At 66.3% G+C, this 22,582-nt stretch carries 21 protein-coding genes; 6 read left to right on the top strand and 15 right to left on the bottom strand.

What is annotated here, in order from left to right:
• Window positions 1-71 precede the first annotated feature (71 nt).
• Together QX128_RS20045 and QX128_RS20040 are read left to right on the top strand one after the other, a co-directional pair.
• On the top strand, window positions 72-1,295 hold the full coding sequence (locus QX128_RS20045) for an MFS transporter (RefSeq protein ID WP_410053164.1): 1,224 nt from the start codon (window positions 72-74) through the stop codon (window positions 1,293-1,295).
• A gap of 132 nt (window positions 1,296-1,427) precedes the next feature.
• Window positions 1,428-2,288 carry a DUF1499 domain-containing protein gene (locus QX128_RS20040; protein WP_315802299.1) on the top strand — a complete coding sequence of 287 codons (861 nt, stop codon included), beginning with the start codon at window positions 1,428-1,430 and terminating at the stop codon, window positions 2,286-2,288.
• Between the two features lie 89 nt (window positions 2,289-2,377).
• Here the strand turns inward: QX128_RS20040 and QX128_RS20035 are convergent, their stop codons facing one another.
• The 3 genes from QX128_RS20035 to ribB form a co-directional block, all read right to left on the bottom strand.
• Window positions 2,378-3,292, bottom strand: a complete 915-nt coding sequence (locus QX128_RS20035; RefSeq protein ID WP_316238307.1) for an MBL fold metallo-hydrolase — start codon at window positions 3,290-3,292, stop codon at window positions 2,378-2,380.
• Window positions 3,293-3,492: 200 nt separating this feature from the next.
• Window positions 3,493-4,707, bottom strand: a complete 1,215-nt coding sequence (locus QX128_RS20030) for an acyl-CoA dehydrogenase (protein ID WP_315802297.1) — start codon at window positions 4,705-4,707, stop codon at window positions 3,493-3,495.
• A gap of 64 nt (window positions 4,708-4,771) precedes the next feature.
• A complete protein-coding gene (gene ribB, locus QX128_RS20025; RefSeq protein ID WP_315802296.1) occupies window positions 4,772-5,848 on the bottom strand; it encodes a 3,4-dihydroxy-2-butanone-4-phosphate synthase in 1,077 nt (358 codons plus the stop codon).
• A gap of 175 nt (window positions 5,849-6,023) precedes the next feature.
• Here ribB and QX128_RS20020 point away from each other — a divergent pair, with 175 nt between their 5' ends.
• On the top strand, window positions 6,024-7,262 hold the full coding sequence (locus tag QX128_RS20020) for a PLP-dependent aminotransferase family protein (protein WP_316238306.1): 1,239 nt from the start codon (window positions 6,024-6,026) through the stop codon (window positions 7,260-7,262).
• Window positions 7,263-7,274: 12 nt separating this feature from the next.
• Here QX128_RS20020 and QX128_RS20015 read toward each other — a convergent pair whose 3' ends face one another.
• Window positions 7,275-8,555, bottom strand: a complete 1,281-nt coding sequence (locus QX128_RS20015) for an amidohydrolase/deacetylase family metallohydrolase (protein ID WP_316238305.1) — start codon at window positions 8,553-8,555, stop codon at window positions 7,275-7,277.
• 175 nt (window positions 8,556-8,730) lie between these two features.
• Between QX128_RS20015 and QX128_RS20010 the strand changes: the two genes are divergently transcribed.
• Together QX128_RS20010 and QX128_RS20005 are read left to right on the top strand one after the other, a co-directional pair.
• Window positions 8,731-9,177: a hypothetical protein gene (locus tag QX128_RS20010; protein ID WP_315802293.1), complete on the top strand. Its 447-nt coding sequence runs from the start codon at window positions 8,731-8,733 to the stop codon at window positions 9,175-9,177.
• A gap of 144 nt (window positions 9,178-9,321) precedes the next feature.
• Window positions 9,322-9,549, top strand: a complete 228-nt coding sequence (locus tag QX128_RS20005) for a hypothetical protein (RefSeq protein WP_315802292.1) — start codon at window positions 9,322-9,324, stop codon at window positions 9,547-9,549.
• A 91-nt stretch (window positions 9,550-9,640) separates the two neighbouring features.
• Here QX128_RS20005 and QX128_RS20000 read toward each other — a convergent pair whose 3' ends face one another.
• From QX128_RS20000 to QX128_RS19990, 3 genes are all read right to left on the bottom strand, one after another.
• Window positions 9,641-10,462: an aldo/keto reductase gene (locus QX128_RS20000; RefSeq protein WP_315802291.1), complete on the bottom strand. Its 822-nt coding sequence runs from the start codon at window positions 10,460-10,462 to the stop codon at window positions 9,641-9,643.
• Between the two features lie 192 nt (window positions 10,463-10,654).
• Window positions 10,655-11,074: a hypothetical protein gene (locus QX128_RS19995; RefSeq protein WP_316178335.1), complete on the bottom strand. Its 420-nt coding sequence runs from the start codon at window positions 11,072-11,074 to the stop codon at window positions 10,655-10,657.
• Between the two features lie 317 nt (window positions 11,075-11,391).
• Complete coding sequence (locus tag QX128_RS19990) at window positions 11,392-12,273, bottom strand: aldose 1-epimerase family protein (RefSeq protein ID WP_315802290.1); 882 nt, start codon at window positions 12,271-12,273, stop codon at window positions 11,392-11,394.
• Between the two features lie 330 nt (window positions 12,274-12,603).
• On the opposite strand from QX128_RS19990, the gene QX128_RS19985 reads away from it, so the two are divergent.
• A complete protein-coding gene (locus QX128_RS19985; RefSeq protein WP_315802289.1) occupies window positions 12,604-13,800 on the top strand; it encodes an amidohydrolase family protein in 1,197 nt (398 codons plus the stop codon).
• 356 nt (window positions 13,801-14,156) lie between these two features.
• On the opposite strand, the gene QX128_RS19980 is transcribed toward QX128_RS19985, so the two are convergent.
• The 8 genes from QX128_RS19980 to QX128_RS19945 all read right to left on the bottom strand — a co-directional run bounded on the left by QX128_RS19980 (window position 14,157) and on the right by QX128_RS19945 (window position 22,433).
• Window positions 14,157-14,672, bottom strand: a complete 516-nt coding sequence (locus QX128_RS19980) for a MarR family winged helix-turn-helix transcriptional regulator (protein WP_316238304.1) — start codon at window positions 14,670-14,672, stop codon at window positions 14,157-14,159.
• Between the two features lie 13 nt (window positions 14,673-14,685).
• Window positions 14,686-15,390, bottom strand: a complete 705-nt coding sequence (locus QX128_RS19975) for an ABC transporter ATP-binding protein (protein WP_315802286.1) — start codon at window positions 15,388-15,390, stop codon at window positions 14,686-14,688.
• Window positions 15,387-16,178 (bottom strand): ABC transporter ATP-binding protein, encoded by a 792-nt coding sequence (locus QX128_RS19970; protein WP_316238303.1) that lies wholly within the window; start codon window positions 16,176-16,178, stop codon window positions 15,387-15,389. Before QX128_RS19970 ends, QX128_RS19975 begins: the two co-directional genes overlap by 4 nt.
• On the bottom strand, window positions 16,175-18,061 hold the full coding sequence (locus QX128_RS19965; protein ID WP_316238302.1) for an ABC transporter permease: 1,887 nt from the start codon (window positions 18,059-18,061) through the stop codon (window positions 16,175-16,177). The genes QX128_RS19970 and QX128_RS19965 overlap by 4 nt, the downstream gene beginning before the upstream one ends.
• Before the next feature lie 182 nt (window positions 18,062-18,243).
• A complete protein-coding gene (locus QX128_RS19960) occupies window positions 18,244-19,446 on the bottom strand; it encodes an ABC transporter substrate-binding protein (protein ID WP_316238301.1) in 1,203 nt (400 codons plus the stop codon).
• Between the two features lie 27 nt (window positions 19,447-19,473).
• On the bottom strand, window positions 19,474-20,058 hold the full coding sequence (locus tag QX128_RS19955) for an amino acid synthesis family protein (RefSeq protein ID WP_315802282.1): 585 nt from the start codon (window positions 20,056-20,058) through the stop codon (window positions 19,474-19,476).
• A gap of 39 nt (window positions 20,059-20,097) precedes the next feature.
• Window positions 20,098-20,985 (bottom strand): UPF0280 family protein, encoded by an 888-nt coding sequence (locus QX128_RS19950; RefSeq protein ID WP_316238300.1) that lies wholly within the window; start codon window positions 20,983-20,985, stop codon window positions 20,098-20,100.
• Window positions 20,982-22,433 carry a 6-hydroxynicotinate reductase gene (locus QX128_RS19945; RefSeq protein WP_316178321.1) on the bottom strand — a complete coding sequence of 484 codons (1,452 nt, stop codon included), beginning with the start codon at window positions 22,431-22,433 and terminating at the stop codon, window positions 20,982-20,984. The genes QX128_RS19950 and QX128_RS19945 overlap by 4 nt, the downstream gene beginning before the upstream one ends.
• Window positions 22,434-22,582: the final 149 nt, after the last annotated feature.

Genomic DNA, 22,582 nt, shown 5'->3' with positions numbered 1-22,582 from the left:
CGGGGCCGTGGCGCTTGTGCCGCTGCGGCTTTGACGTGGCGCAAGATGGCAGTCTCGGCCGCATCTAGAAGATGGGCATGGGTTCAAGAGCGCGCGTCCCGGCTTCCACGACATGGCGCGACGTACCGTCGACGGTGCTGACGCTCGGGCTGGTGTCGCTGCTGATGGACATCTCCTCGGAGCTGATCCACGCGCTGCTGCCGGTCTTCCTCGCCACCGTGGTCGGCGCCTCCACGGTGACCATTGGCCTGATTGAAGGCGTGTCCGAGGCTACCGCCGCAATCACCAAGGTGTTCTCCGGCGCACTGTCTGACCGCATCGGCAAGCGCAAGCTGCTGGTCGCAATCGGCTATGGGCTGGCGGCATTGACCAAGCCGGTGTTTCCGCTCGCCGGCACATCCTGGCAGATCCTCGCCGCGCGCTTCGTCGACCGCATCGGCAAGGGCATCCGCGAGGCGCCGCGCGACGCACTGATCGCCGACGTCACGCCGGAAGGCATCCGCGGCGCGAGCTACGGCCTGCGCCAGGCGCTCGACACGATCGGCGCCTTTGCCGGTCCCCTCCTCGCAGTGGCGCTGATGGCGCTCTATGCCAACGACTTCCGGGCGGTGTTCTGGTGGTCGGCGCTGCCGGCCACGCTTGCCGTGCTGCTGATCCTGTTCGGCGTGCGCGAGCCGGTGGAGACAGCGCCTGCGCCGCACCCCGGCTGGCCGGTCCATGCGCGCGAGCTGCGCCGGCTGCCATCAGCCTACTGGATCGTGGTCGCCATCGGCGCGGTGTTCGCGTTGGCCCGCTTCAGCGAGGCGTTCCTGGTGCTCAAGGCGCAGGCCGACGGCCTCGCTCTCTCCCTCATCCCGTTGGTCTACGTGCTGATGAACCTGATCTATGCCGGCGTCGCCATGCCCGCCGGCATCCTCTCCGACCGCATCGGCCGCAACAACGTGCTGACCTGCGGCCTCGTGGTGCTGACAGCCGCCGACCTGACGCTGGCCTTCGTGCCCGGCCTGATCGGCACCGCGATCGGCGTCGCGCTGTGGGGCCTCTACCTCGGGCTGTCGCAGGGGCTGCTGTCGGCGATGGTCGCCGATACCGCCCCGCAGAACCTGCGCGGCACCGCGTTCGGCCTGTTCAACCTTGTGACCGGCGCTGCGCTGCTGGTCGCGAGCCTGCTGGCGGGATGGCTGTGGGAAGCCTATGGGTCGCAGGCGACGTTCGCGACCGGCGCGGCATTCTCCGTCGCGACCATCCTGTTGATGCTGACGGCCCTGCGCGCCCGCCCCACCCCAAGCGTCTGACGCAGTCAACGGATCAACCACCCTCCCGGGCCAGACCCCTCTTGAATTTAGCCCCTCCGCGTGGTCTCACACGGATGACCCGGCCGCCCGGCGCAACGCAGGCAGCGGCCCAACCCGGCAGTTCCTGACACGATGGCACGCAGGTTTCACGCCCCCTATCTGTCGGAGCCCATCTCCAGCCTCGCGACCTGGACCCGCAATCTGGCGGTGTTCTCGGTCGTCGCCGTGCTGGTCTCGATCCTGATCCTGCGCTTCGATTTTCTGGAGATGAAGCCGGCGCTGGCGACGTTCTTCGGAGCGCTGGGGCTTGCCGTCCTGTCGATCCTGCTCGGGCTCGCGGCCTTCGTCGCGATCTGGCGCAACGGCAGCCGCGGCATGAGCCGGATCCTGCTCGCCTTCATGATCGATGCCGTGGTGCTGGCCTATCCGGCCTACCTCGCGCTCCAGTACCGCAAGCTGCCGAAGATCTACGACATCACCACCGACCCGATCGATCCGCCGCGCTTCGAGGCCTTGGCGCCGCTGCGCAACGGCGACGGCACCAACACGGCCGTGTATGCCGGGCTGTATTCAGCCGAGCAGCAGCAGAAATTCTATCCGGACATCGAGCCGGTGCAGATCGAGCTGCCGCCCGATCGTGCCTATGCGATCGCGCTGAAGCTGGTCAACCGGCGCAAATGGTTCGTGGTCGACGAGCGCGCGCCGCAGCCGCCGCGCCGCGTCGGCCGCATCGAGGCGGTCGCACGCACGCCGATCATGGGCTTTCGCGAGGACATCTCGATCCGGATCCAGCCCGACGGCGAGGATTCCCGCGTCGATGTCCGCTCCGCCTCGCGCTATTTCGAGTCAGATATCGGCAGCAACGCCGCGCGCGTGACCAAGCTGATCGAGGATCTCTCCAGCGCCGGCGAGGCCGAGGCGCAGAAGCCGGTGAAGAAGGTGACGCCGCCGCCCATGGCAGCGAAGGGGAATGCGAAGACGGTGAAGAAGTGAGAGGCGAATAGGGATTGCCGAACAGGGAGAACGTCGAGCACGACCGTGCTTCCTTGCCTCCTCCCTCCTACTCCCTCTTCGCCTATTCGCTATACCAGCCGATACGTCCCGCCGATCACCGGATCGCCTTCCGTCGCGACCACGCCGCGGGCGACGAGGTCTTCCAGATGCGCCAGCACGGAATAGCCGGCCGCCGTGGTGAGCCTGGGATCGATGCCGATATAGATCGCGCGCACCAGGGTCGGGATGTCGGCCTCGCCCTTGGCGAGGCGATGCAGGATCGAGGCCTCGCGGGCTTGGCGGTGACGCATCAGGAAGCGCGTGTAGCGCGGTCCCTCCGGAATTTCCGGCCCGTGGCCTGAGAAATACAGCTCCTCGGGCCGCGCGGCGAGCCGCTCCAGCGAAGCCATGTAGTCGACCATCGAACCGTCGGGCGGCGCCACGATCGAGGTGGCCCAGCCCATCACGTGATCGCCGACGAAGGTGGTGCTACGCGCGCCCCAGGCGAAGGCGAGATGGTTGGCGGTATGACCGGGTGTCGCCAGCGCCTCGAGCTGCCAGCCCTGCCCCTCGATCACGTCACCATCGGCAACGGTGACATCGGGCGCGAAGTCCCGATCGACGCCGGATTCCGGGCTGTGCTTCTCGCTCTCGTAGCGCGGCCGCGACGCGCGATGCGGGCCCTCGGCATAGACGGTGGCGCCGGTCGCGGCCTTGAGCCGGCCGGTGTTCGGCGAGTGATCGCGGTGGGTGTGCGTCACCAGGATGTGCGTGACGGTCTCGCCTCTGACGGCATCGAGCAGCGCCTGCGCATGGGCCTCGTTGTCCGGACCCGGATCGATGATCGCGACGTTACCGGTGCCCACGATGTAGCTGACGGTACCGGTGAAGGTGAACGGGCTCGGATTGTTGCAGAGGACGCGGCGAATGCCCGGACGCACCTCCTCGACGACTCCAGCTGCAAGCGGGAAGTTGCGGTTGAATGGGACGTCTTCCTCGGCCATCTGCTGCCCTTAACTCTGCGCGGGCGCTTGAATGGCCCGCTTCCTCCGGCGTCATGCCCCGCGCAGGCGGGGCATCCGGTACGCCCTGGCATATCGGCTGATCACCCTCGTCTCGGCATACTGGATCGTCCGCTTGCGCGGACGATGAGGACTCAGGGCCCGTCCCCAAGATCGACCAGGCGAATTAGAAGAACGCCTGATTAGAAGAACGCCTGGATGCCGGTGATGGCGCGGCCGAGGATCAGCGCGTGGACGTCGTGCGTGCCCTCGTAGGTATTGACCGTCTCGAGGTTGGCGACGTGGCGCATCACCTGATACTCGATCGAAATGCCGTTGCCGCCGTGCATGTCGCGGGCGACGCGGGCGATGTCGAGCGCCTTGCCGCAATTGTTGCGCTTGACGATCGAGATCATCTCCGGGGCCATCTTGCCCTCGTCCATCAGCCGGCCGACGCGCAAGCTTGCCTGCAGGCCAAGCGCGATCTCCGTCTCCATGTCCGCAAGCTTCTTCTGCACCAATTGCGTGGCGGCCAGCGGACGGCCGAACTGCTTGCGGTCCAGCGTGTACTGGCGGGCGCGATGCATGCAGTCCTCGGCGGCGCCGAGCACGCCCCAGGAGATGCCGTAGCGGGCGCGATTGAGGCAGCCGAACGGCCCTTTCAGGCCGGACACGTTGGGCAGCAGCGCGCTCTCCGGCACCACCACGCCGTCCATCACGACCTCGCCGGTGATCGAGGCACGCAACGAGAGCTTGCCGCCGATCTTCGGCGCCGACAGCCCCTTCATGCCCTTCTCGAGGATGAAGCCACGGATCTGGTTGTCATGCGCGGCCGACTTCGCCCACACCACGAACACGTCGGCGATCGGCGCGTTCGAGATCCACATCTTGCTGCCGGTCAGGCGGTAGCCGTCGGCGACCTTCTCGGCGCGGGTCTTCATGCCGGCCGGATCGGAGCCGGCATCCGGCTCGGTGAGGCCGAAACAGCCGACCCATTCGCCGCTGGCGAGCTTCGGCAGGTACTTCTTGCGCTGGCTCTCGTCGCCATAGGCGTAGATCGGATACATCACCAGCGAGGACTGCACCGAGTTCATCGAGCGGTAGCCGGAATCGACGCGCTCGATCTCGCGTGCCACGAGGCCATAGGCGACGTAGCTCGCATTGGCGCAGCCATATTCCTCCGGCAAGGTGATGCCGATCAGGCCGAGCTCGCCCATCTCGTTGAAGATCTCGCGATCGGTCTTCTCGTCGAGATAGGCCTTGGTCACGCGCGGCAGCAGCTTGTCCTGGGCATAGGCGCGCGCGGTGTCACGCACCATGCGCTCGTCCTCGGTCAACTGCTCGTCCAGCAGGAAGGGATCGTCCCACTGGAAGCTCGACTGGGCCGGCTTGTCCTTTGCCTGAGGGCGCGCGCTCATGAATGGTCCTTTCGCGTCTCGCTGCGCACGGGTCGCAGCAGTCTAGAGGTTAAATCCTGGAAGTTCAGCCTTCAAGCCGCTCGTTGGCGACGATCTCGATGCCGAAACCCGACAGGCCCTTGTAGTCATGCGCTGACGACGTCAGGTTCCGGATCGAGGTCACGCCGAGATCACGCAGGATCTGCGCACCGACGCCGACCTCGCGCCACTGCCGATGGCGATCGGCCTCCGCGGTATGCGGCTCTTCGACCGGCTCGACGGGAACGCCGGCCGCGCCGTCGCGCAGATAGATCAGCACGCCGCGACCGGCCTGCTTGAAGTGCTGCAGCACCGCCTGGATACGCTGCGGGCCCGCGATCAGATCCTTCACGATGTTGGGCTTGTGCAGCCGCGTCAGCACGTTCTTGCCGTCGCCGATGCCGTTGTAGACGAACGCGGCGTGGGTGATCGGATCGAACGGCGAGCGGTAGGCGAAGCCCTGCAGCGGCCCGATCGGGCTGTCGGTCGTGAAAGTCGACACCCGCTCGATCAGCTTCTCGCGCGCCTGCCGGTAGGAGATGAGATCGGCGATGGTGACATGCTTGAGATTGTGGGCCGCGGCGAAACGAACGACCTGCTCGCCCTTCATGACCGTGCCGTCATCGTTCATCAACTCGGAGATGACGCCGACCGGCGGCAGCCCCGAGAGCTTGCAGAGATCGACCGCCGCCTCGGTGTGGCCCGAGCGCAGCAGCACGCCGCCGTCGCGCGCGATCAGCGGGAAGATATGGCCGGGCCGCGCAAAATCATTGGCGCCGGCATTGGGATTGGCGAGCGCGCGACAGCAGGAGGCACGCTCCTCGGCCGAGATTCCGGTGCCACCGTCCGGCTTGTAGTCGATCGAAACGGTGAACGCCGTGGTGTGATTGGAATCATTGTGCGCGACCATCGGGTCGAGCCGTAGCCGCCGCGCGTCGTCGGCCGTGATCGGCGCGCAGACGATGCCGGAGGTATGGCGAATGATGAACGCCATCTTGTCGGGCGTGCAGAGCGAGGCGGCGACAATGAGATCGCCCTCGCCCTCGCGGTCGTCGTCATCGGTCACGACGACCATCTCGCCCTTGGCGAAGGCGTACAGAACTTCCTGGATCGAGTCGGCCATTGCAAGTCTCGCTGCTTTTCCGGGCTGCTTTAGCCGGGATCGCAGGCGCGCGCCAGAGCGGCGGAACCGCCGCGCGAAGGTCGCCTTCCCCGGGAAAAGGACCTGCCCTGGCAGGACAAGCGCCCTGGTATCTGTTTAAAGTCGCCTCAAATCGAGAACAAGGGAGCCGCGCCTCATGGCCGCATTCGATTTTGCACCCCTCCTCAGCCCCGGCCTGCCCGCGCCGGCCGCGCGCTGGACGGGACTCGCAAAATACAGCTTCGTCGGTGGCAACAACGACGCCGACGCCGTGCCCGTGGAGGGCTTGCGCGCGGCTGCCGACGCCGTGCTCGCCCGCGAGGGACGCGCGCTCGCCACCTACGGCCTCGCGCACGGGCCTCAAGGCTACCGGCCGCTGCGGGACTTTCTTGCCGCCAAGCTGACGCGGGACGCGGGCATGTCGGCGCGCGCCGACGACATCATGATCCTGTCCGGCTCGCTGCAGGGCCTCGACCTCGTCAACCAGGCGCTGCTCACGCGCGGCGACACCGTGCTGGTCGAGCAGGACAATTACCAGGGCACGCTGACGCGGCTGGCACGGCTGGGCGTCAAGGTGATCGGCATCCCGCTCGACCAGGACGGCATGCGAACGGATGCGCTGGCGACGATGCTGGCCGATCTCAAGGACCGCGGCATCCGGCCGAAATACATCTATACCATTCCGACCGTGCAGAATCCGACCGGCACCATCATGCCGGAAAGCCGTCGTGCCGAGCTGCTGTGGCTGTCGCGCGCCTACGGCGTGCCGGTGTTCGAGGACGACTGCTATGCCGACCTGATCTGGGAGGGCAAACGGCCCCGCGCGATCCACGGCATGTCCGATCATGGCGGCGTGATCCACCTCGGCTCGTTCTCGAAATCGGTCGCGCCCGCACTGCGGGTCGGCTTCCTGGTCGCCCCCTGGGAGATCATGTCGGTGCTGCTGGCCCTCAAGACCGATGCCGGCTCGGGCGCGCTGGAACAGATGGTGCTAGCGGAATATTGCAGGCCGCATTTCGCGACCCACGTGCCGCAGTTGGTGCGGGGCCTGCGCGCCAAGCTGGACACCCTGATCGAGGCGCTCAACGCGGAGTTCGGCACCTCCGTCGAGTTCGCGCCACCCAAGGGCGGGATCTTCCTCTGGGTCAAGCTGCCGGACCAGGTTGACGCGATGAAGCTGTCACAGGCAGCGCTCAAACGCGGCGTCTCGATCAATCCGGGACCGGAATGGTCCACCGACGCCGCGCATGCGCGGAGCCGCCTGCGGCTGTGCTTCGCCAGCCCCTCGCATCAGGAGATCCGCGAGGGCATCGCAGTGCTCGCCGATGTCTGCCGGGAGGAGTTCGGCGTGCCGCTCCGCTCGTCCAATGTGGAGCGGACGCGCGCGATCGAGTGATTTGCGCGCCGCTCACCGCACCGAAAAGGGCGACTGATAGGGCCGCCCGAACGGCACGCCATTGATGACCGTCTGCACCGGCTTGAGCTGCAGCTTGCCGTCGCGCTTGTTGCCGCGGGTATCGACGAAGCTGACGGGACCCTCGACCAGGTCCATGATCGCGACGTCGGCCGGCGCGCCGACCTGCAACGTGCCGATCTTCGGCGCACGGTTGATGATCTTGGCCGGCGCAGAGGTGGCCATGCTCACCACCTGCTCCAACGAAAATCCCATCGCGATGAATTTCGCCATCACGTTGGGCAGGAACGGCATGCCCGGGCTGTTGCCGGAGAACACATGGATGTCGGAGGAGATCGTGTCCGGGCCGCAGCCGCCGGGGATTGCGACTTCGGCCACGGTGAAATCGAAGCTGCCGCCGCCGTGGCCGACATCGAACAGCACGCCGCGCTGCTTGGCGGCGAGCGCCGCGGGCAGCAGCTTGCCGTCCTGGACGATGTTGGTGAAGGCGCCGCCCATATTCGGCGCGCCGGAATAGGCATGGGTCAGGATGTCGCCGGGGCGCAGCAGGTCCAGGATCTGTGACATCAGCTCGCCGGTCTCGACGCCACCGATATGCACCATCATCCGCGCCGGCCAGCCGCACAGCTCGCAGGCCTTGATGGCGCGCTTCAGCGGCTCGAGCCCGTGCTTGAAGATCACGTTCTCCGACATCCGCACCTTGACCCCGAGCAGGAAGTCCGGGTTCTCCGCCAGCGCCATGGCGCAGGCGTCGACCTGCGCGTTGTCGATGTTGTAGAGCTCGGCCACCGGGAACGCCGACAGGCCGTTGTTGGCGATGTGGACGAAGGCGTAGATGCGTGCCCGCGACTGGGCGGTGATGAAGCGGCGCAGCGCCGCCAGATTGTTCACACCGGCGTCGCCGGCCGAGACGACCGTCGTGGTGCCCTGGAATTGCACCAGTTCGTCCGGGGGAATCCCGATCGCCGAACCATAGGGGTAGACGTGACTGTGGAGATCGATCAGGCCCGGCGTCACCAGCCGGCCGTTGGCGTCGATCGACCGCAGCGCCCGCTCGGCCGGTATCTCGGGCTCGACCGCCTCGACGACGCCCCAGCGGATCCCGATGTCGCGCCTGCCTCGGAGCGACTGGCTGGGATCGATCACGTCGCCGCCCTTGATCACCAGATCGAACTTGTCGGCCGGCCCCATCGCGGCGCCGGCGGGACCCGATAGCGCGGCCATGGCGGCCGCTCCGGACGACAGCAGGAATTTGCGGCGCGACAGCGCAGACATGGTCAGCCTCCCCACGCTTGTTTGTAGTTGCGGGGAGCATGCGCCTTGTCCCCCTCGCCATCAAGGCCGGCCCGGAAAGAATGAGACTTTGTGCCAACGATCTCGGCGCAGGTCTGTCGTTGCGCCGTTGACGCAGTGCATTAAGATGTCACGGCAGTCATCCCCGCGAGACCGCATGATTTCGATCTCCCGCCCTCTCATCGCAATCGTCCTCTGCGCATCATCAGCGTCTGCCGCCCGGGCCGACGACACCGTCGAGGTCGCCCGGACCTGGGGCCTGATCGGAACCTGGGCCGCCGACTGCAGCGCACCGCCGGTCAAGGGCCGCGGCGCCATCATCTCCTACGAAGTCACTGACGATCGTCACCTGATCTATCGTCGTGACCACGATCCGTCCGACGTCAACCAGGTGGCGAGCGCACGCGTCGAGGCGGACCAGACGCTGGTGCTCTCGATCGTGCTGCCCAAAGCGCGCCAGACGCGAGAGAACGGGATCACCCGGACCGCCGACGGCAACATCCGCTCCGTGTTCAATCGCGGCGAGGACGACAGCTACACCATTCGTGACGGCCGCTTCGTTGCCAACGGCAAGCCGACGCCAGCGCTCAGGAAATGCGACTGACGCGGCGGGCTCGAGGGGGCGCCGCGATTCGCCCGCGAGCTTGAAGACCAAATCTGAACGTGCATTCAGCAACTTCGTGGAAGTTCCTGCGGAACGTTCTTTCACACTTCAAGTTGATCCCGCACTTTCATTCTGGAGGACAACATGAAGAAAATCGCTCTCGCGCTCGCTTCCCTGGCGGTCGTCGCGCTCGCGGCACCGTCGATCGCCAATGCCGAGACCGTGGTCATCAAGCGTGGCGGCCATCACTACCACCACGGCTGGGATCGGTCCCGCGCCGAATACCGCATGCATCGTGAGTACCGGCCTCACCGTTATGTCCGGCCCTTCCACCGCCATCACGATCGCACCGTGATCATCCGGCGCGACTGATCTGCAACTTCGACACAGCAATGGCCCCGCAAGGGGCCATTTTCTGTGGCGTTCGTTCTGACGCCCGTTCTTGCAGGGCTTCGCGTGGTCGTCAGCGGTCCCAGTCCGGCGCAAAGGCCGGATTGACGAAGCGCTTGTCCTTCGGGAGGGACGCGATGGTGGCGCGATCCTCATCGTCGAGTTGAAGCTTCATCGCATCCCAGTTCGCACGCTGACTTTCCGGGCGCGCTGCCTTGGGAATCGCCGCCACCCCATCCTGGTCCAACAGCCATTTCAGCGCGACCTGGGCGGCGCTGGCGCCATGCTTCCTGCCGATGGCCCCAAGCGTCTCGTCGGCGGCGGCCCGTCCCTGCGCCAGCGGGCAATAGGCCACCAGGGGAATCGAGCGGCCCGCCATGTAGGCCATCAGCTTCGACTGGTCGAGCATCACATGATATTCGACCTGATTGCAGGCGACAGGTGCCTGGATCTCCTCGACCGCCTGCTTCAGCAGCGCGACGGTGAAGTTGGCGACGCCGATCGCGCGCGTGCGCCCCTCCTCCTTCAGCTTCAGCAGCGTCTCCAGGGCGGCGGGCAGGTTCATCCCCTTGGCCGGCCAGTGGATGAGATAGAGATCGACGAACTCCAGCCGGAGCTTCTTGAGGCTCGTGTCGAAGGCACGGCGGATCGCATCCGGCGCGAGGTTCTCCGGCCAGACCTTGGTGGTGACATGCAATTCGGCGCGCGGCAGATTGGTCGCCGCAAGTGCAGCACCGATCGCGTCCTCGTTGGCGTACATCTCGGCGGTGTCGATGTGGCGGTACCCGAGCGCAAGCGCGCTCTCGACGGCCTCGCGGCAGACGGTGCCCTGCATGCGAAAGGTGCCGAGCCCGAGCTTGGGCAGGCGGATACCCTGGGTGTCGATGGCGTTCATGAAATCTCCTGGAATCGCGCGAGCCGCTCGCCAGCGAGCGCCGGCGGCAGCCTCGAAACATCAAGACCTTGGCGGGAAGTGTTCAGCTTGCCTTCGCTCCGCTTGCGAGTTCAAGCAAGCCGGCATCCACCTCGATCAAGATGTCGGGAGCGAGGTTCCTGGACGCAACAGGCGCGCGGGTAGACCCGCCGATCAGCGCCAGTTGCAGATGCCGCCGCTGCCAGGCCGGCATGGCCAGGTCTGAATGCGCGTATCCATCGCCTGCGCGTCGAGCGGATTGCCGCGCCGATGGACGAGCTTGGTGCGGGCGGCGCCGCGGGGCCGCTCGGCCGTCCTCGTACCATGAGGCCGCCGGGTGGCGACGGCGCGCGGGATTCCGGAACTGACGTCGGGGTCAACAGCAGAACGGACGGCGACCGCAGGTCGATCTGTTTTGGCTTCGATGGGCACGGGTTCGAAATGCGCCTCGGGGCCGAGTGGCTCCGGCGACAACACGGCCTTCGACAAATCGAGCTTGAGGAAGTCACCCGGCTGATAGGCCCCTGCCACAGCATCGGTCGCTGCGAGCAACACGGCGCATGTAATCGCGCCGACAACAGCTCTCAACACCATCCCATCCTCCCGTTCCCCCGCGTAACGCCACTTACGCGCGCCCCTGCCATGAGATCTCCGAGCGCCCGCTGACGGCAAAGGCGCACGGCTGCAAGAACCGGCTGCGAGCGCCTGAGTTCGCGCCACGCATCATGTTCGATGATCGACCGTTATCAGTTCGGAGAAAGCGCCCGCCAACCGCCGGTCGTTCGACGCATCATAGCCAAAGTTCCGCGCTCGTCTCTCATGTAGGTCACGGCGCCGTCATTTCCAGGCCCAAAACTGCTGATCACGGTTACCGCTGTGCACGCAAACGGGCGCTCGCGAGATAAGTCATACTAATTCGAGGAATCGATTCTGATGCGGCAGCGTAGCCTCTCGGCGACGCCCGGCGCGATATGCATGACGCCGGGCTTGGCCGCGAACTCGCCGTCGAAATTGAGCGGACTAGCGAAACCGCGCCACGGCTCGATGCACAGGAACGGCACGCCGCCGGGCTTCGACCAGATTCCAAGCTGACGAAAATTATCCCAGGCTAACTCAAGCGCCGGTCCCCTGGTTCCGACGAGGCGAACCGAACGGCTGGCCGGCTGATCGAGGATCACGGCATCATCGTCGAACAGGCGTTCGCTCAACGGGAGAACGCGCCCCTCGATCGGTGAGGGCTCCGGCCGCTCGCGCAGCAAACCGCCGGTCAGACGGCGGATCGGCGCCAGCTCAGGCTCTGCAAAAATCAGCCGATAGCTCTCCTTCGGCTGGCCGGGGAGCAGCGGCCAGTTGAAGGCGGGATGGCCGCCGAACGAGGCGGGCAGCATCTCCGCACCGGGGTTGGCGATCTCGACCGCCACGTCCAGCGCGTCAACGGCGATCCGGTAGCTCACCGTGAGACGGAAGGCGAACGGATAGCGCACCCGCGTCGTCTCGTCGTCGGTCAGTTGCAACACGCACGACTCGGCCCCGCGCTCCAGCCAGGTGAAACGCAGGTCGCGGGCGAAGCCGTGCTGGGTCATCGGATAGGTCTGGCCGCGGTGGTGGAGCTGGTCATTCTTGAGTCGGCCGACGATTGGAAACAGCCATGGCGCATGGCGCGGCCAGGCGCCTCCGGCCTGCCAGAGCAACTCCAGGCCCCCGGCCGTCTTCAGCGAGCACAGCTCGGCGCCATCAGCCTTGACCGAGGCGGTGATGCCGCCCGCGCCGATCGTGTGAAGGTCGTCGCTCATCTGCCGTCACCCTCGTCGCAAAGAGATCACACGAGGTGATGCCGGATCGCGGCAGCAACGTCCAGGGTGCGGTTCATCACCAGCGCGGAGACCACCGCCACAAGCACAGGGGACGGGGATGTCGAACACGCGGCCGAAGCCGAGGATATCGCCGCGTTCATAGGGCCCGCGCGGTGTCCGAAGGGTAGGCAACCCGCGCCAAATCTTCGTGCAGGCCGCCGCTTGCCGGACCTGATCATTCGTGTACGAATGACCGAAACCGGCTTGATGCTGCGCCGCGTGCAGGCGCAAACTGCCGCAAATGCTTTGCCAGGAGAGAAGGATATCCCGATGGCCCATGACGCGCCGCAAGCAACCGGTCCCAGCAAGCTGGTCATCCGCAACATCGGCCTCATGCTGTCCGGTGCCCTGGAACGGCCCATCCTGGATGCCGACACGATCGTCGCCGAGAACGGCAAGATCACGGGAATCGGCCGCTTCAAGGACGTCGACACCGAAGGCGCGACGACCATCGTCGATGCCCATGGCACGACGGTGGCGCCAGGCCTGATCGACAGCCATGTTCATCCGGTCGCCGGCGACTGGACGCCGCGGCAGAACCAGAGCAACTGGATCGATTCCTATCTGCATGGTGGCGTCACCACGATGATCTCCGCCGGCGAGGTGCACATGCCCGGCCGGCCGCGCGACGTCGTCGGCCTGAAGGCGATGGCGATCTTCGCGCAGCGCGCATTCTGGACGCTCCGTCCCGGCGGCGTGAAGGTGCATGCCGGCGCGCCGGTGATCGAATGCGAGATGGTCGAGGACGACTTCAAGGAGCTCGCCGCCGCCGGCGTCAAGCTGCTCGGCGAGGTCGGCCTCGGCGGCGTCAAGGACGGCCCGACCGCGCGCAAGATGGTCGGCTGGGCGCGCAAATACGGCATCCAGAGCACCATTCACACCGGCGGTCCGTCGATCCCCGGCTCCGGTCTGATCGACAAGGACGTCGTGCTGGAGGCCGGCACCGACGTCATCGGACACATCAATGGCGGCCACACCGCGCTGCCCGACGATCAGATCCGCTGCATCTGCGAGGGCTGCAAGGCGGGGCTCGAGCTGGTGCACAACGGCAACGAGCGCTCGGCGCTGTTCACCTTGCGCACCGCGCGCGAGATGAACGATCTCCACCGCGTCATCCTCGGCACCGACGCGCCGGCCGGCTCCGGCGTGCAGCCGCTCGGGATCCTGCGCATGGTCTCGCTCTTGTCCTCGCTCGGCGATGTCCCGGCCGAGATCGCGTTCTGCTTCGCCACCGGCAACACCGCGCGGATGCGCGAGCTCGATTGCGGCCTGATCGAGGTCGGCCGCTCCGCCGACTTCGTCATCATGGACAAGGCGCAGCACTCGCCGGCCAAGACCCTGCTCGACAGCGTCCAGCTCGGCGACCTCCCCGGCATCGGGATGACCATCATCGACGGCATCGTCCGCACCCAGCGCAGCCGCAACACGCCGCCGGCGACGAAAATTCCGGAGATCGTGGCGAAGTAGTTGCCACAAGCTTCGTCATTGCGAGCGCAGTGCTCGTGAATGCGCCCTCTCCCCTTGCGGGAGAGGGCATGCAGGACGGAGCAGAAATCTCGGTGGGGTGAGGGGTATCTCTCCGCGAGTCTCGCTCGCCGAGAGATACCCCTCATCCAATCGCGAATGTGGATGGACCGGAGATGCCCTCTCCCACAAGGGGAGAGGGTGCTGTATCGGGCTGCGCTCATAGCGACTGAGCAAACAAGTAGGGTGGGCAAAGCGACGCCGCCAGGCGGCGCGTGCCCATCATGTGCAGATGCGCTCTCGGTGAGAATGGTGGGCACGCTTCGCTTTGCCCACGCTACGCGGGCGGTTTGCAACAGCTATTTCAGCCGGCTCAGCAGCGACAGCAAGCTCTCGCGCTCTCTCGCATCCAGCGGCGCCAAGGTCTCCTTGGAGATCGCGAGCGCCAGCGGCGCGGTCTTCTCCGCGAGCTGCTGACCCGCGCGGGTCAGGCTCACCAGTAGCCGGCGGCCGTCCTGCGGGTCCGGGCTGGTCTCGGTGAGACCGCGCGCGGTCAGCCGGTCGATCACGCCCTTGATGGTGGCGACATCCATCGCCGTGAACCGTCCCAGCTGGTTCTGCGAGCACGGGCCGGTCTCGACCAGCTTCGACAGAGCCGCCCATTGCGTCGGCGTCAGGTTGCTGCCGATGTCGCGCGCGAAGATCATGGTGTGGCGCTGCCAGACCTGGCGCAGGATGAAGCCGATCTGATCGTCGAGCACGTAGTTCGATTTCGCGGCTTTGGCCGTGGCCTTCGCAGCGGCCTTTGCCTGTGGCTTCGGCGCGGTCTTCGTTGCGGCTTTTGCCGATCGCTTCAGCGTGGCGCTCTTGGCCATATCTTCCCTCGCCTCAGATCGACAGATGCGCGTCGCGGATGTCGGGCCGCGCATCGAGCTCGGTCATGGTGCCCGAGAAGCAGATGCGGCCGCGCTCGATGATGTAGGCTCGGTCCGAGATCAGCTTGGCGAAATGCAGGTTCTGCTCGGAGACGACCAGCGAGACGCCTTCCTTCTTCATGGTCAGGATCGCATCGACCATCTGCTCGACGATCTTCGGCGACAGGCCTTCCGAGGGCTCGTCGAGCAGCACCAGCGACGGATTGCCCATCAGTGTACGGGCGATGGTGAGCATCTGCTGTTCGCCGCCGCTCATGCGGCCGCCCGGGCGGTTCTTCATCTCGCCGAGATTGGGAAACAGCTGATAGAGTTTCTCACGCGTCCATTGCGGCGCATTCGGCCGCGGCTTCTGCCGCCCGACCTCGAGGTTTTCCTCCACCGTCAGCTCGGTGAAGATGCGGCGCTCCTCCGGAACGTAGCCGAGGCCGGCGCGGACGATCTCATGGGTGGGCGCCGACGAGATGTCCTGCCCCTCGAACATGATCTGGCCCTCGCGCAGCTCGACCAAGCCGACGATCGACCGGAAGGTCGTCGACTTGCCGGCGCCGTTGCGCCCGAGCAGCGCCACCACCTCGCCCTCGCCGACCTCGAGGCCGATGTCGAACAGGATATGCGCCGGACCATAGTGGCTGTTGAGATTGGCGACGGACAGCTTCATGCCGGCGCTCCCTCGCGATGATCGGCATCATAGAGCAGGCCTTCGCCGAGATAGATCGCCTGCACCTCCCGGTTGGCGCGCACCTCGGCTGGCGATCCCTCGGCAATGAGGCTACCGCGATTGAGCACGAGAATGCGGTCCGCATGCTCGAACACCACGTCCATGTCGTGCTCCGTGAAAAGGACGCCGATCGACTGCTCGCGCGCGATTCCAGCCGTCAGCCGCATCAGTTCGACACGCTCGCGCGGCGCCATGCCGGCGGTCGGCTCATCCATCAGCAGGAGCTTCGGTTGGTTGGCGAGCGCGATCGCGAGCTCCAGCCGCTTGAGGTCGCCATAGGCGAGCTCGCCGCACGGACGCTCGGCATAGCCGGCCATGCCGACGAGATCGAGCAGGCGATCGGCCTCGCCGCGCTCGATTGAAATCATCGGGCTCCAGAAATCGAACAGACGGTGATGATGCGAGACCAGGGCGACCTGGATGTTCTCGCGCACGGTCATGGTCGGATAGGTCGCGGTGATCTGGAAGGTGCGGCCGACCCCGAGCCGCCAGACCTCGCGCGGCCTGTGCCCCGTGGTCTCCTGCCCCATCACCTTGATGCGGCCGCTGTCCGGCACGTTCTGGCCGTTGAGCATGTCGAAGCAGGTGCTTTTCCCCGCGCCGTTCGGGCCGATCAGCGCCAGGATCTCGCCGGCCCGCAGCGTGAACGACACGTTGCGGACGGCGTGAATACCGCCATAGGATTTCGACAGGCCTTCGACCGAGAGCAGCGACACGCCTGGGCTCATTGCGCGCCCTCCATCTTGGCCGACAGCGAAGCGCCCTTGGGGGCCGGTGCGCGACGCCGATGCATGACGGTTTCGACCACACCCACGATACCTTTCGGGAACACCACCACGATCAGCACGATGAAGATGCCGAGCACGAGCTTCGACCAGTCGGTCTGGCTGACCAGCCAGATGTTGAGCGCCTTGTAGACGATGGCGCCGAAGATTGCGCCGGGCACCGTCTCCACGCCGCCCAGCAGCACCATGACCAGCGCATCGACCGAGAGCGAGATGCCCATGTTGTCCGGAAACACGCTGCCCTTGAGATAGGCGAACAGGGCGCCGCCGATGCCGGCCGTGGTGCCGGCGATGATGAAGGCCGTCCACTGGATGCGCTTGCCGTTGATGCCGATGGACTCGCTGCGCAACGGCGAGTCCCGCATGCCGCGCAGGGCATAGCCGAACGGCGAGAAGGTGATCAGGCGCAGCACGCCGACAACGAAGGCGGAGACGCCAAGCGCGAGCCAGTAGAAGTGCGACGGCGACGCCGCCCATTTCTCCGGCCAGAGCCCGAGAATGCCGTTATCACCACCGGTGACCGCGACCCATTGGAACGCGATCGACCACACGATTTGCGCAAAGGCCAAGGTGAGCATCGCGAAATACACGCCGGAAAGCTGGACGGCGAAGGCGCCGAACACGGCCGCACCGAGCGCGCCGAGCAGCGGCCCCAGCAAGAGGCAGGCGATCATCGGCAGTCCCGCCATCTTGGCAAGGAAGGCGACGCCGTAAGCGCCCAGGCCGAAATAGGCGGCGTGGCCGAAGGAAGCGAGGCCGCCGACCGCCATCAGGAAATGCAGGGACGCCGCGAAGATCACGAAGATCGCGATCTCGGCGCCGACGGTCAGCGCGTAGTTGCCGGCGATGAAGGGCAGCATCGCCGCCAGCGCCAGCGCGACGAGAGAGGCCAGCCGCTCGACCGAGCTCAGCGGGCGCCACGGAATGACGGTCAGGCCCGGCGTGCGGCGCGCCGGCGCCTCCTTCTTGCCGAACAGGCCCCAGGGCCGCACGACCAGCACGACGGCCATCACCAGGAACACGAGGATCAGCGAGATCGTGGGGAAGATGAGAATGCCGAAGGCATTGAGCTCCGACACCAGCACGGCGGCAACGAACGCGCCGAGGATGCTGCCGAGGCCGCCGATCACGACGACCACGAACACCTCGACGATGATGCGCAGGTCCATCGCGTGATGGACCGCGTCGCGCGGGATCTGCAGCGCGCCGCCGAGCGCGGCGAGGAAGACGCCGACCGCGAACACCGAGGTGAACAGCCATTTCTGATTGACGCCGAGCGCCGCGACCATGTCGCGGTCCTGCGTCGCCGCGCGCACCAGGACGCCCCAGCGGGTGCGCTGGAACAGCAGCCACAGCACCCCGAGCACGATCGGACCGAGCGCGATCAGGAACAGGTCGTAGCTCGGGATGTTCTGACCGAAGAAATCGACCGCCCCCTTGAGGCCAGGTGCACGGCGGCCGACCAGATCGTCCGGTCCCCAGATCAGCACCACGAGATCTTCGACCATCAGGGTCAGGCCGAAGGTCGCGAGCAGCTGGAACAGTTCCGGCGCATGATAGATCCGGCGCAGCAGCACGATCTCGACGAGGACGCCGATGGCCGCGACCGCGAGCGCCGCCACGACGATGCCGCCCCAGAAGCCGAGCGAGCCAGACAGCCGCTCCGTGAGCGAGAACGCCACATAGGCGCCGAGCATGTAGAACGCGCCATGGGCGAAATTGACGATGCGGGTCACGCCGAAGATGATCGACAGTCCCGACGCCACCAGGAACAGCGAGGCTGCGCTGGCAAGGCCGGTCAGGAACTGGACGAAATAGAAGGCCATGGGCGGTCCGCGTCAGGAGATCGTCTGTATCGAATGAGCCGCGTTCGAGCTCGTGTGCCCTGTCAATGAGCCGGCGAGCAAGCGTGGGGTGAGGGATCTCGGCCTGAACCTGTAGATCAGGCGTCGCGCGCCCTCACCCCGCCCGCTCTCCTCCGCGGGAGGAGGAGGCAGGAAGACCTCACTCAGTCCTTCGGACGGAGCTTGGAAACTTCGGCATCATCAGGCAGATAGTCCGAGCCCTTGCGATAGACGGTGTCGACCATGATGCCCTTGCCGTCCTTCAGCGCGGTCTTGCCAACATAAGCGCCGAGCGTCGACTGGTGGTCGATCTTGCGGAAGGTGATCTCGCCGAAGGGCGACGGAACGGACAGTCCCTCGGCCGCGGCGATCAGCTTGTCGGTATCGGTCGAGCCGGCCTTGGCGAGGATGGCGGCCGCCGACTTGATGGTCTGGTAGCCGACGATCGAGCCGAGCCGCGGATAGTCGTTGTACTTGGCCTGGTAGGCCTTCAGGAACGCGTCGTGCTCGGGCGTCTTGATCGAATACCAGGGATAGCCGGTGACGATCCAGCCCTCGGGCGTCTCCTCCTTGAGCGGATCGAGATATTCCGGCTCGCCCGTCAGGAAGCTGACGACCTTGCGGTCCTTGAACAGGCCGCGGGTGTTGCCTTCGCGGACCAGCTTCACGAGATCGGCGCCGAAGGTGACGTTGAGGATCGCCTCCGGGTTGGCGGCGGCGACGGCCTGCACCACCGGACCGGCGTCGATCTTGCCCTGCGGCGGCCACTGCTCGTCGACCCACTGGATGTCCGGGCGCTTCTCGGAGAGCAGCTTCTTGAACACGGCGACGGCCGACTGGCCGTATTCGTAGTTCGGCGCGATCGTGGCCCAGCGCTTGGCGGGAAGCTTCGCGGCCTCCTCCACCAGCATTGCCGCCTGCATGTAGTTCGACGGACGAAGGCGGAAGGTGTATTTGTTGCCCTTCGCCCAGGTGATGGCGTCGGTCAGCGGCTCGGCCGCCAGGAAGAACACCTTCTTCTGGTTGGCGAAGTCGCTGACGGCCAGACCGATGTTCGACAGGAACGTGCCGGCGAGCATCGCCACGTTTTCGCTCGACACCAGCTCATTGGCAGCGGTCTGCGCGTCGGCCGGCTTGCCGCTGTCGTCCTTGGAGACGACGACGAGCTTCTTGCCGTTGATGCCGCCGGCCGCATTGACCTCCTCGACCGCGAGCTGCCAGCCCTTGCGGTAGGGCTCGGTAAACGCCGGCAACAGCGAGTAGCTGTTGATCTCGCCGATCTTGATGACGTCCTCGGCACGCGCCGTGCCCGTCAATCCGGCAACGGCAAGGCCCAGGCCTGCCGCAAGCATCGTTCTCCGTCGCATCCCTTCAGCCTCCAATTTTGATTTGAATTATCTTAGACCGTCGTCGCCCTTGATCTCGGCGACCGTGAGCCCGCCGACCCTTGGCAAGGGACGCCCGCTGTCGGTGACCGCGAGCGCGACCATGATCTCGTTGGCGCGTGGCGCGTCGTTGATCTGCACCTCCATGCCGTCGAAATGGCTGCGCACGAAGGCGGCGTCCTTGTGCCCGAGCGGGATGTCGAGCGTGCAACCGACGCCGCCGCGCTTTTTCGATGACGGGATCAGCGCCGCGCCCTTGCCGAGCACCTTGCGCACCGGCGCGCCCATTTTCGGATGCAGGATCGCGGCGGCATGCTCCAGCTCGCCGTCGCTGCCGACGGCCGCGGCCTTGCCGTAGCTGTGCGCCGCCGGCCCCTCGATGCCGAGCGCGGCCACGGCGCGCTTGGCGAGCATCTCGCCGAGCTCCTCGCCGATCGCGATCAGCGGCGTGAGGTCCTCGACATAGCGGCCGGCAAACGGATTCTCGATCACCGCCACTGCCGCCGCGCGCCGCGTCGGCGGCGACACGGTCCGGCCCATCTCCTGATGGACTTCCTCGACCACGGTCACGATCTTTCTGATGACGGCGCTCATCGTCGACCCTTCGTGTTCCTGCACATCATGCATCAAACCTCACGCCGCCGCCGCCCGCAACTGCGACCGACGAACGATCTCGATCGCGCGCGGACCGACAACGCGAATGTTGCCGCGGAGCTGCAGTACGGCGCCTTCGATCAGGCCGGCCGAGAGCAGCGACTGCGCACGATGCTCGCCCACGGCCAGCGCTTGGGCAATCTCGGCATCACCGAGATCTCCGACCTCGCATGTGACGAGGCGGTCACCGAGATCGCTGTCCGGCTGCAGCTCGCAGGCGGGTCGGCGAAGCACGGCCGGATGACCCGGAAGGTCAACGGCGTTGCCGATCACCGTCGCCGCCGCATCGGCCTGCGCCGCGCTGCGCGCGAGCACCGTCACCGCGTCGGCAATGCCCAGCGAGAAGCTGCGGCCGTGGCGGCCCGATGTGGCGACGCCGCCGATCGCATCGGCAGCACGAAGCGTCATCCTGCGCATCACGCCTGCGCCGTCGGGACGGTCCATCAGCCCGACGCTGAACGTGGCGGCATCCCGCAGATGGAGTGCGATGTCACCGCCATTGTTGACATAGGCCCGCGTCAGCTTCGCCGCGCCGCGCATGGCGCCGAGAATCTCCTCGGCGACGCTGCCCGCGACCGCGGCCATCGGCGTGATGAACATCTCGCGCGCGAACGGCGACACGGCCGCATGCATCCGCCGCGCAACGACGCCTTTCAATGGGCAACGATCGTGATCGGCTCCCTTGCGCAGATCGGACAGTTCCGCACACAGCTCGTCCAAGAGACCCGTGAAACGCTCGGCCGCCGCACGATAGGCCGCGCGAACATCGCCATCGGCGGCGTCGGCGCCGATGATCAGATCGATCGGGCCGTCCTGCAGATGCAGCCGCCGCTCGGGCAACAAGGCGATCTGTGGCTGCCGGGTCATGCGCCCGGCCTCGGCCACGGCAGCTGGCGAATGTCCTTGCTGACATCCTTGAGCGACGTGAGCGGCTGGACGTAGTCCATGTGCCCACCGAGCGCCGCGTAGTCCGATAGCCTCAACGTGAACTCGATCGGTGCGACGATCGCCGGCGTCGGCACATAGCCGAAGGCGCCGGCCGGCATCTGGGTCACGTCGACCATGTAGGTGATGCCGCCGCCCGGCCAGACATAGACCGGCGCACCGCCGCTCGTGACCCGCGTCAGCGTATCCTTGACCGACCGCGTCAGCCGCACCGGATTGTCGGTGACGCCCGCGCGCAGCGAGCCGCCGGCACCGGCCATGAACAGCACGGTGCACAGTGCCGGCTCGCAGTTCTCCTGGATGCGCTCGACCGAGAACTGCAGCTCCGGCGGCATCTCACGCTGCACCGGCTTGAGCGACTCGTCGAGCACGTAGTAGGCGGCATGTTCGCCGGTCGTGGACACCATCAGCAGCGTCGTGCCAGGCTTCGCCGTCTTCGCATCGAACGGCCCGAGAATCGACAGCGGATCGGAGATGTCGGTGCCGCCCCAGCCGGTTCCGGGCTGCGCCACCTGGAAGTAGCGGCCCGGCGTGGAGCGCCGTCCCTTCATCTTGATGCCGGTCGCGGCAATGTCGAGCAGCTTGCCGGCCTGGTGCTCCGACAGCACGCCGGTGATGTGATCATCGACCACGACGACCTCGTCGACCTTGCCCTGCCATTGCTTGGCGAACATGCCGATCGTGGCCGAGCCGCAGCCGACGCGCATGCGCTCTTCCTTGACGCCGTTGACAACAGGCGGCTGCCCCGCCTGCACGATCACGCTGGAACCGCCGTCGACGACGAGCTCGACGGCCTTGCGGTTGCTGAGGTCCATCAGCGCGTCGCAGGTGACGCGCCCCTCCTTCTTGGAGCCGCCGGTGAGATGATGCACGCCGCCGAGCGAGAGCATCTGCGAGCCGTATTCGCTGGTCGTGACGTGACCGACCGCTTCGCCGTCGACCCGCACCGTCGCCGCTTCCGGGCCGAGATAGCGATCGGTGTCGATCTTCACCTTGACGCCGCAATAGCTGAAGATGCCCTCGGTTACGACCGTGACCATGTCGACGCCCTCGACCTGCGAGGACACGATGAACGGCGCGGGCTTGTAGTCGGGATAGGTGGTGCCGGCGCCGATCGCGGTGACGAACAGCTCCGGCTGATGCACGATCTTGCCGTCCCAGTCGCCGCTCGCCTGGAACGGCACCAGCTTGCCGCCATGCGACACCGTGCGCTCCAGCAGGATATGCGGATCGACGCGCACCAGCACACCGTCCTGATTGGCATAGCGGTCGCAGGCGCCAGCCGCGCCCGGCTTGATGTAGCACATCACCGGACAGGCATCGCAGCGGATCTTGTCCCCTGCACCCTCGCTCGCCGTCTCAGTCACCATGCAGAGAAGCCCATCTTGAAGCGGAGTTGACGGCAACCGTCCGCACGCCGCGGCAATTCGTTCGTATACGAATGATGTCGCGCCCCTCCGCCGACTGTCAAGCGCCACCGCGAACGAAAAGCACGATTGCCGGATAAACGATCAGTTTG

The sequence above is a fragment of the Bradyrhizobium sp. SZCCHNR1015 genome, from assembly GCF_032489875.1.
Classification (GTDB): Bacteria; Pseudomonadota; Alphaproteobacteria; order Rhizobiales; family Xanthobacteraceae; genus Bradyrhizobium.
The sequence above is the reverse complement of the archived record's forward strand: the minus strand, read 5'-3'. Positions and strand labels throughout refer to the sequence as shown.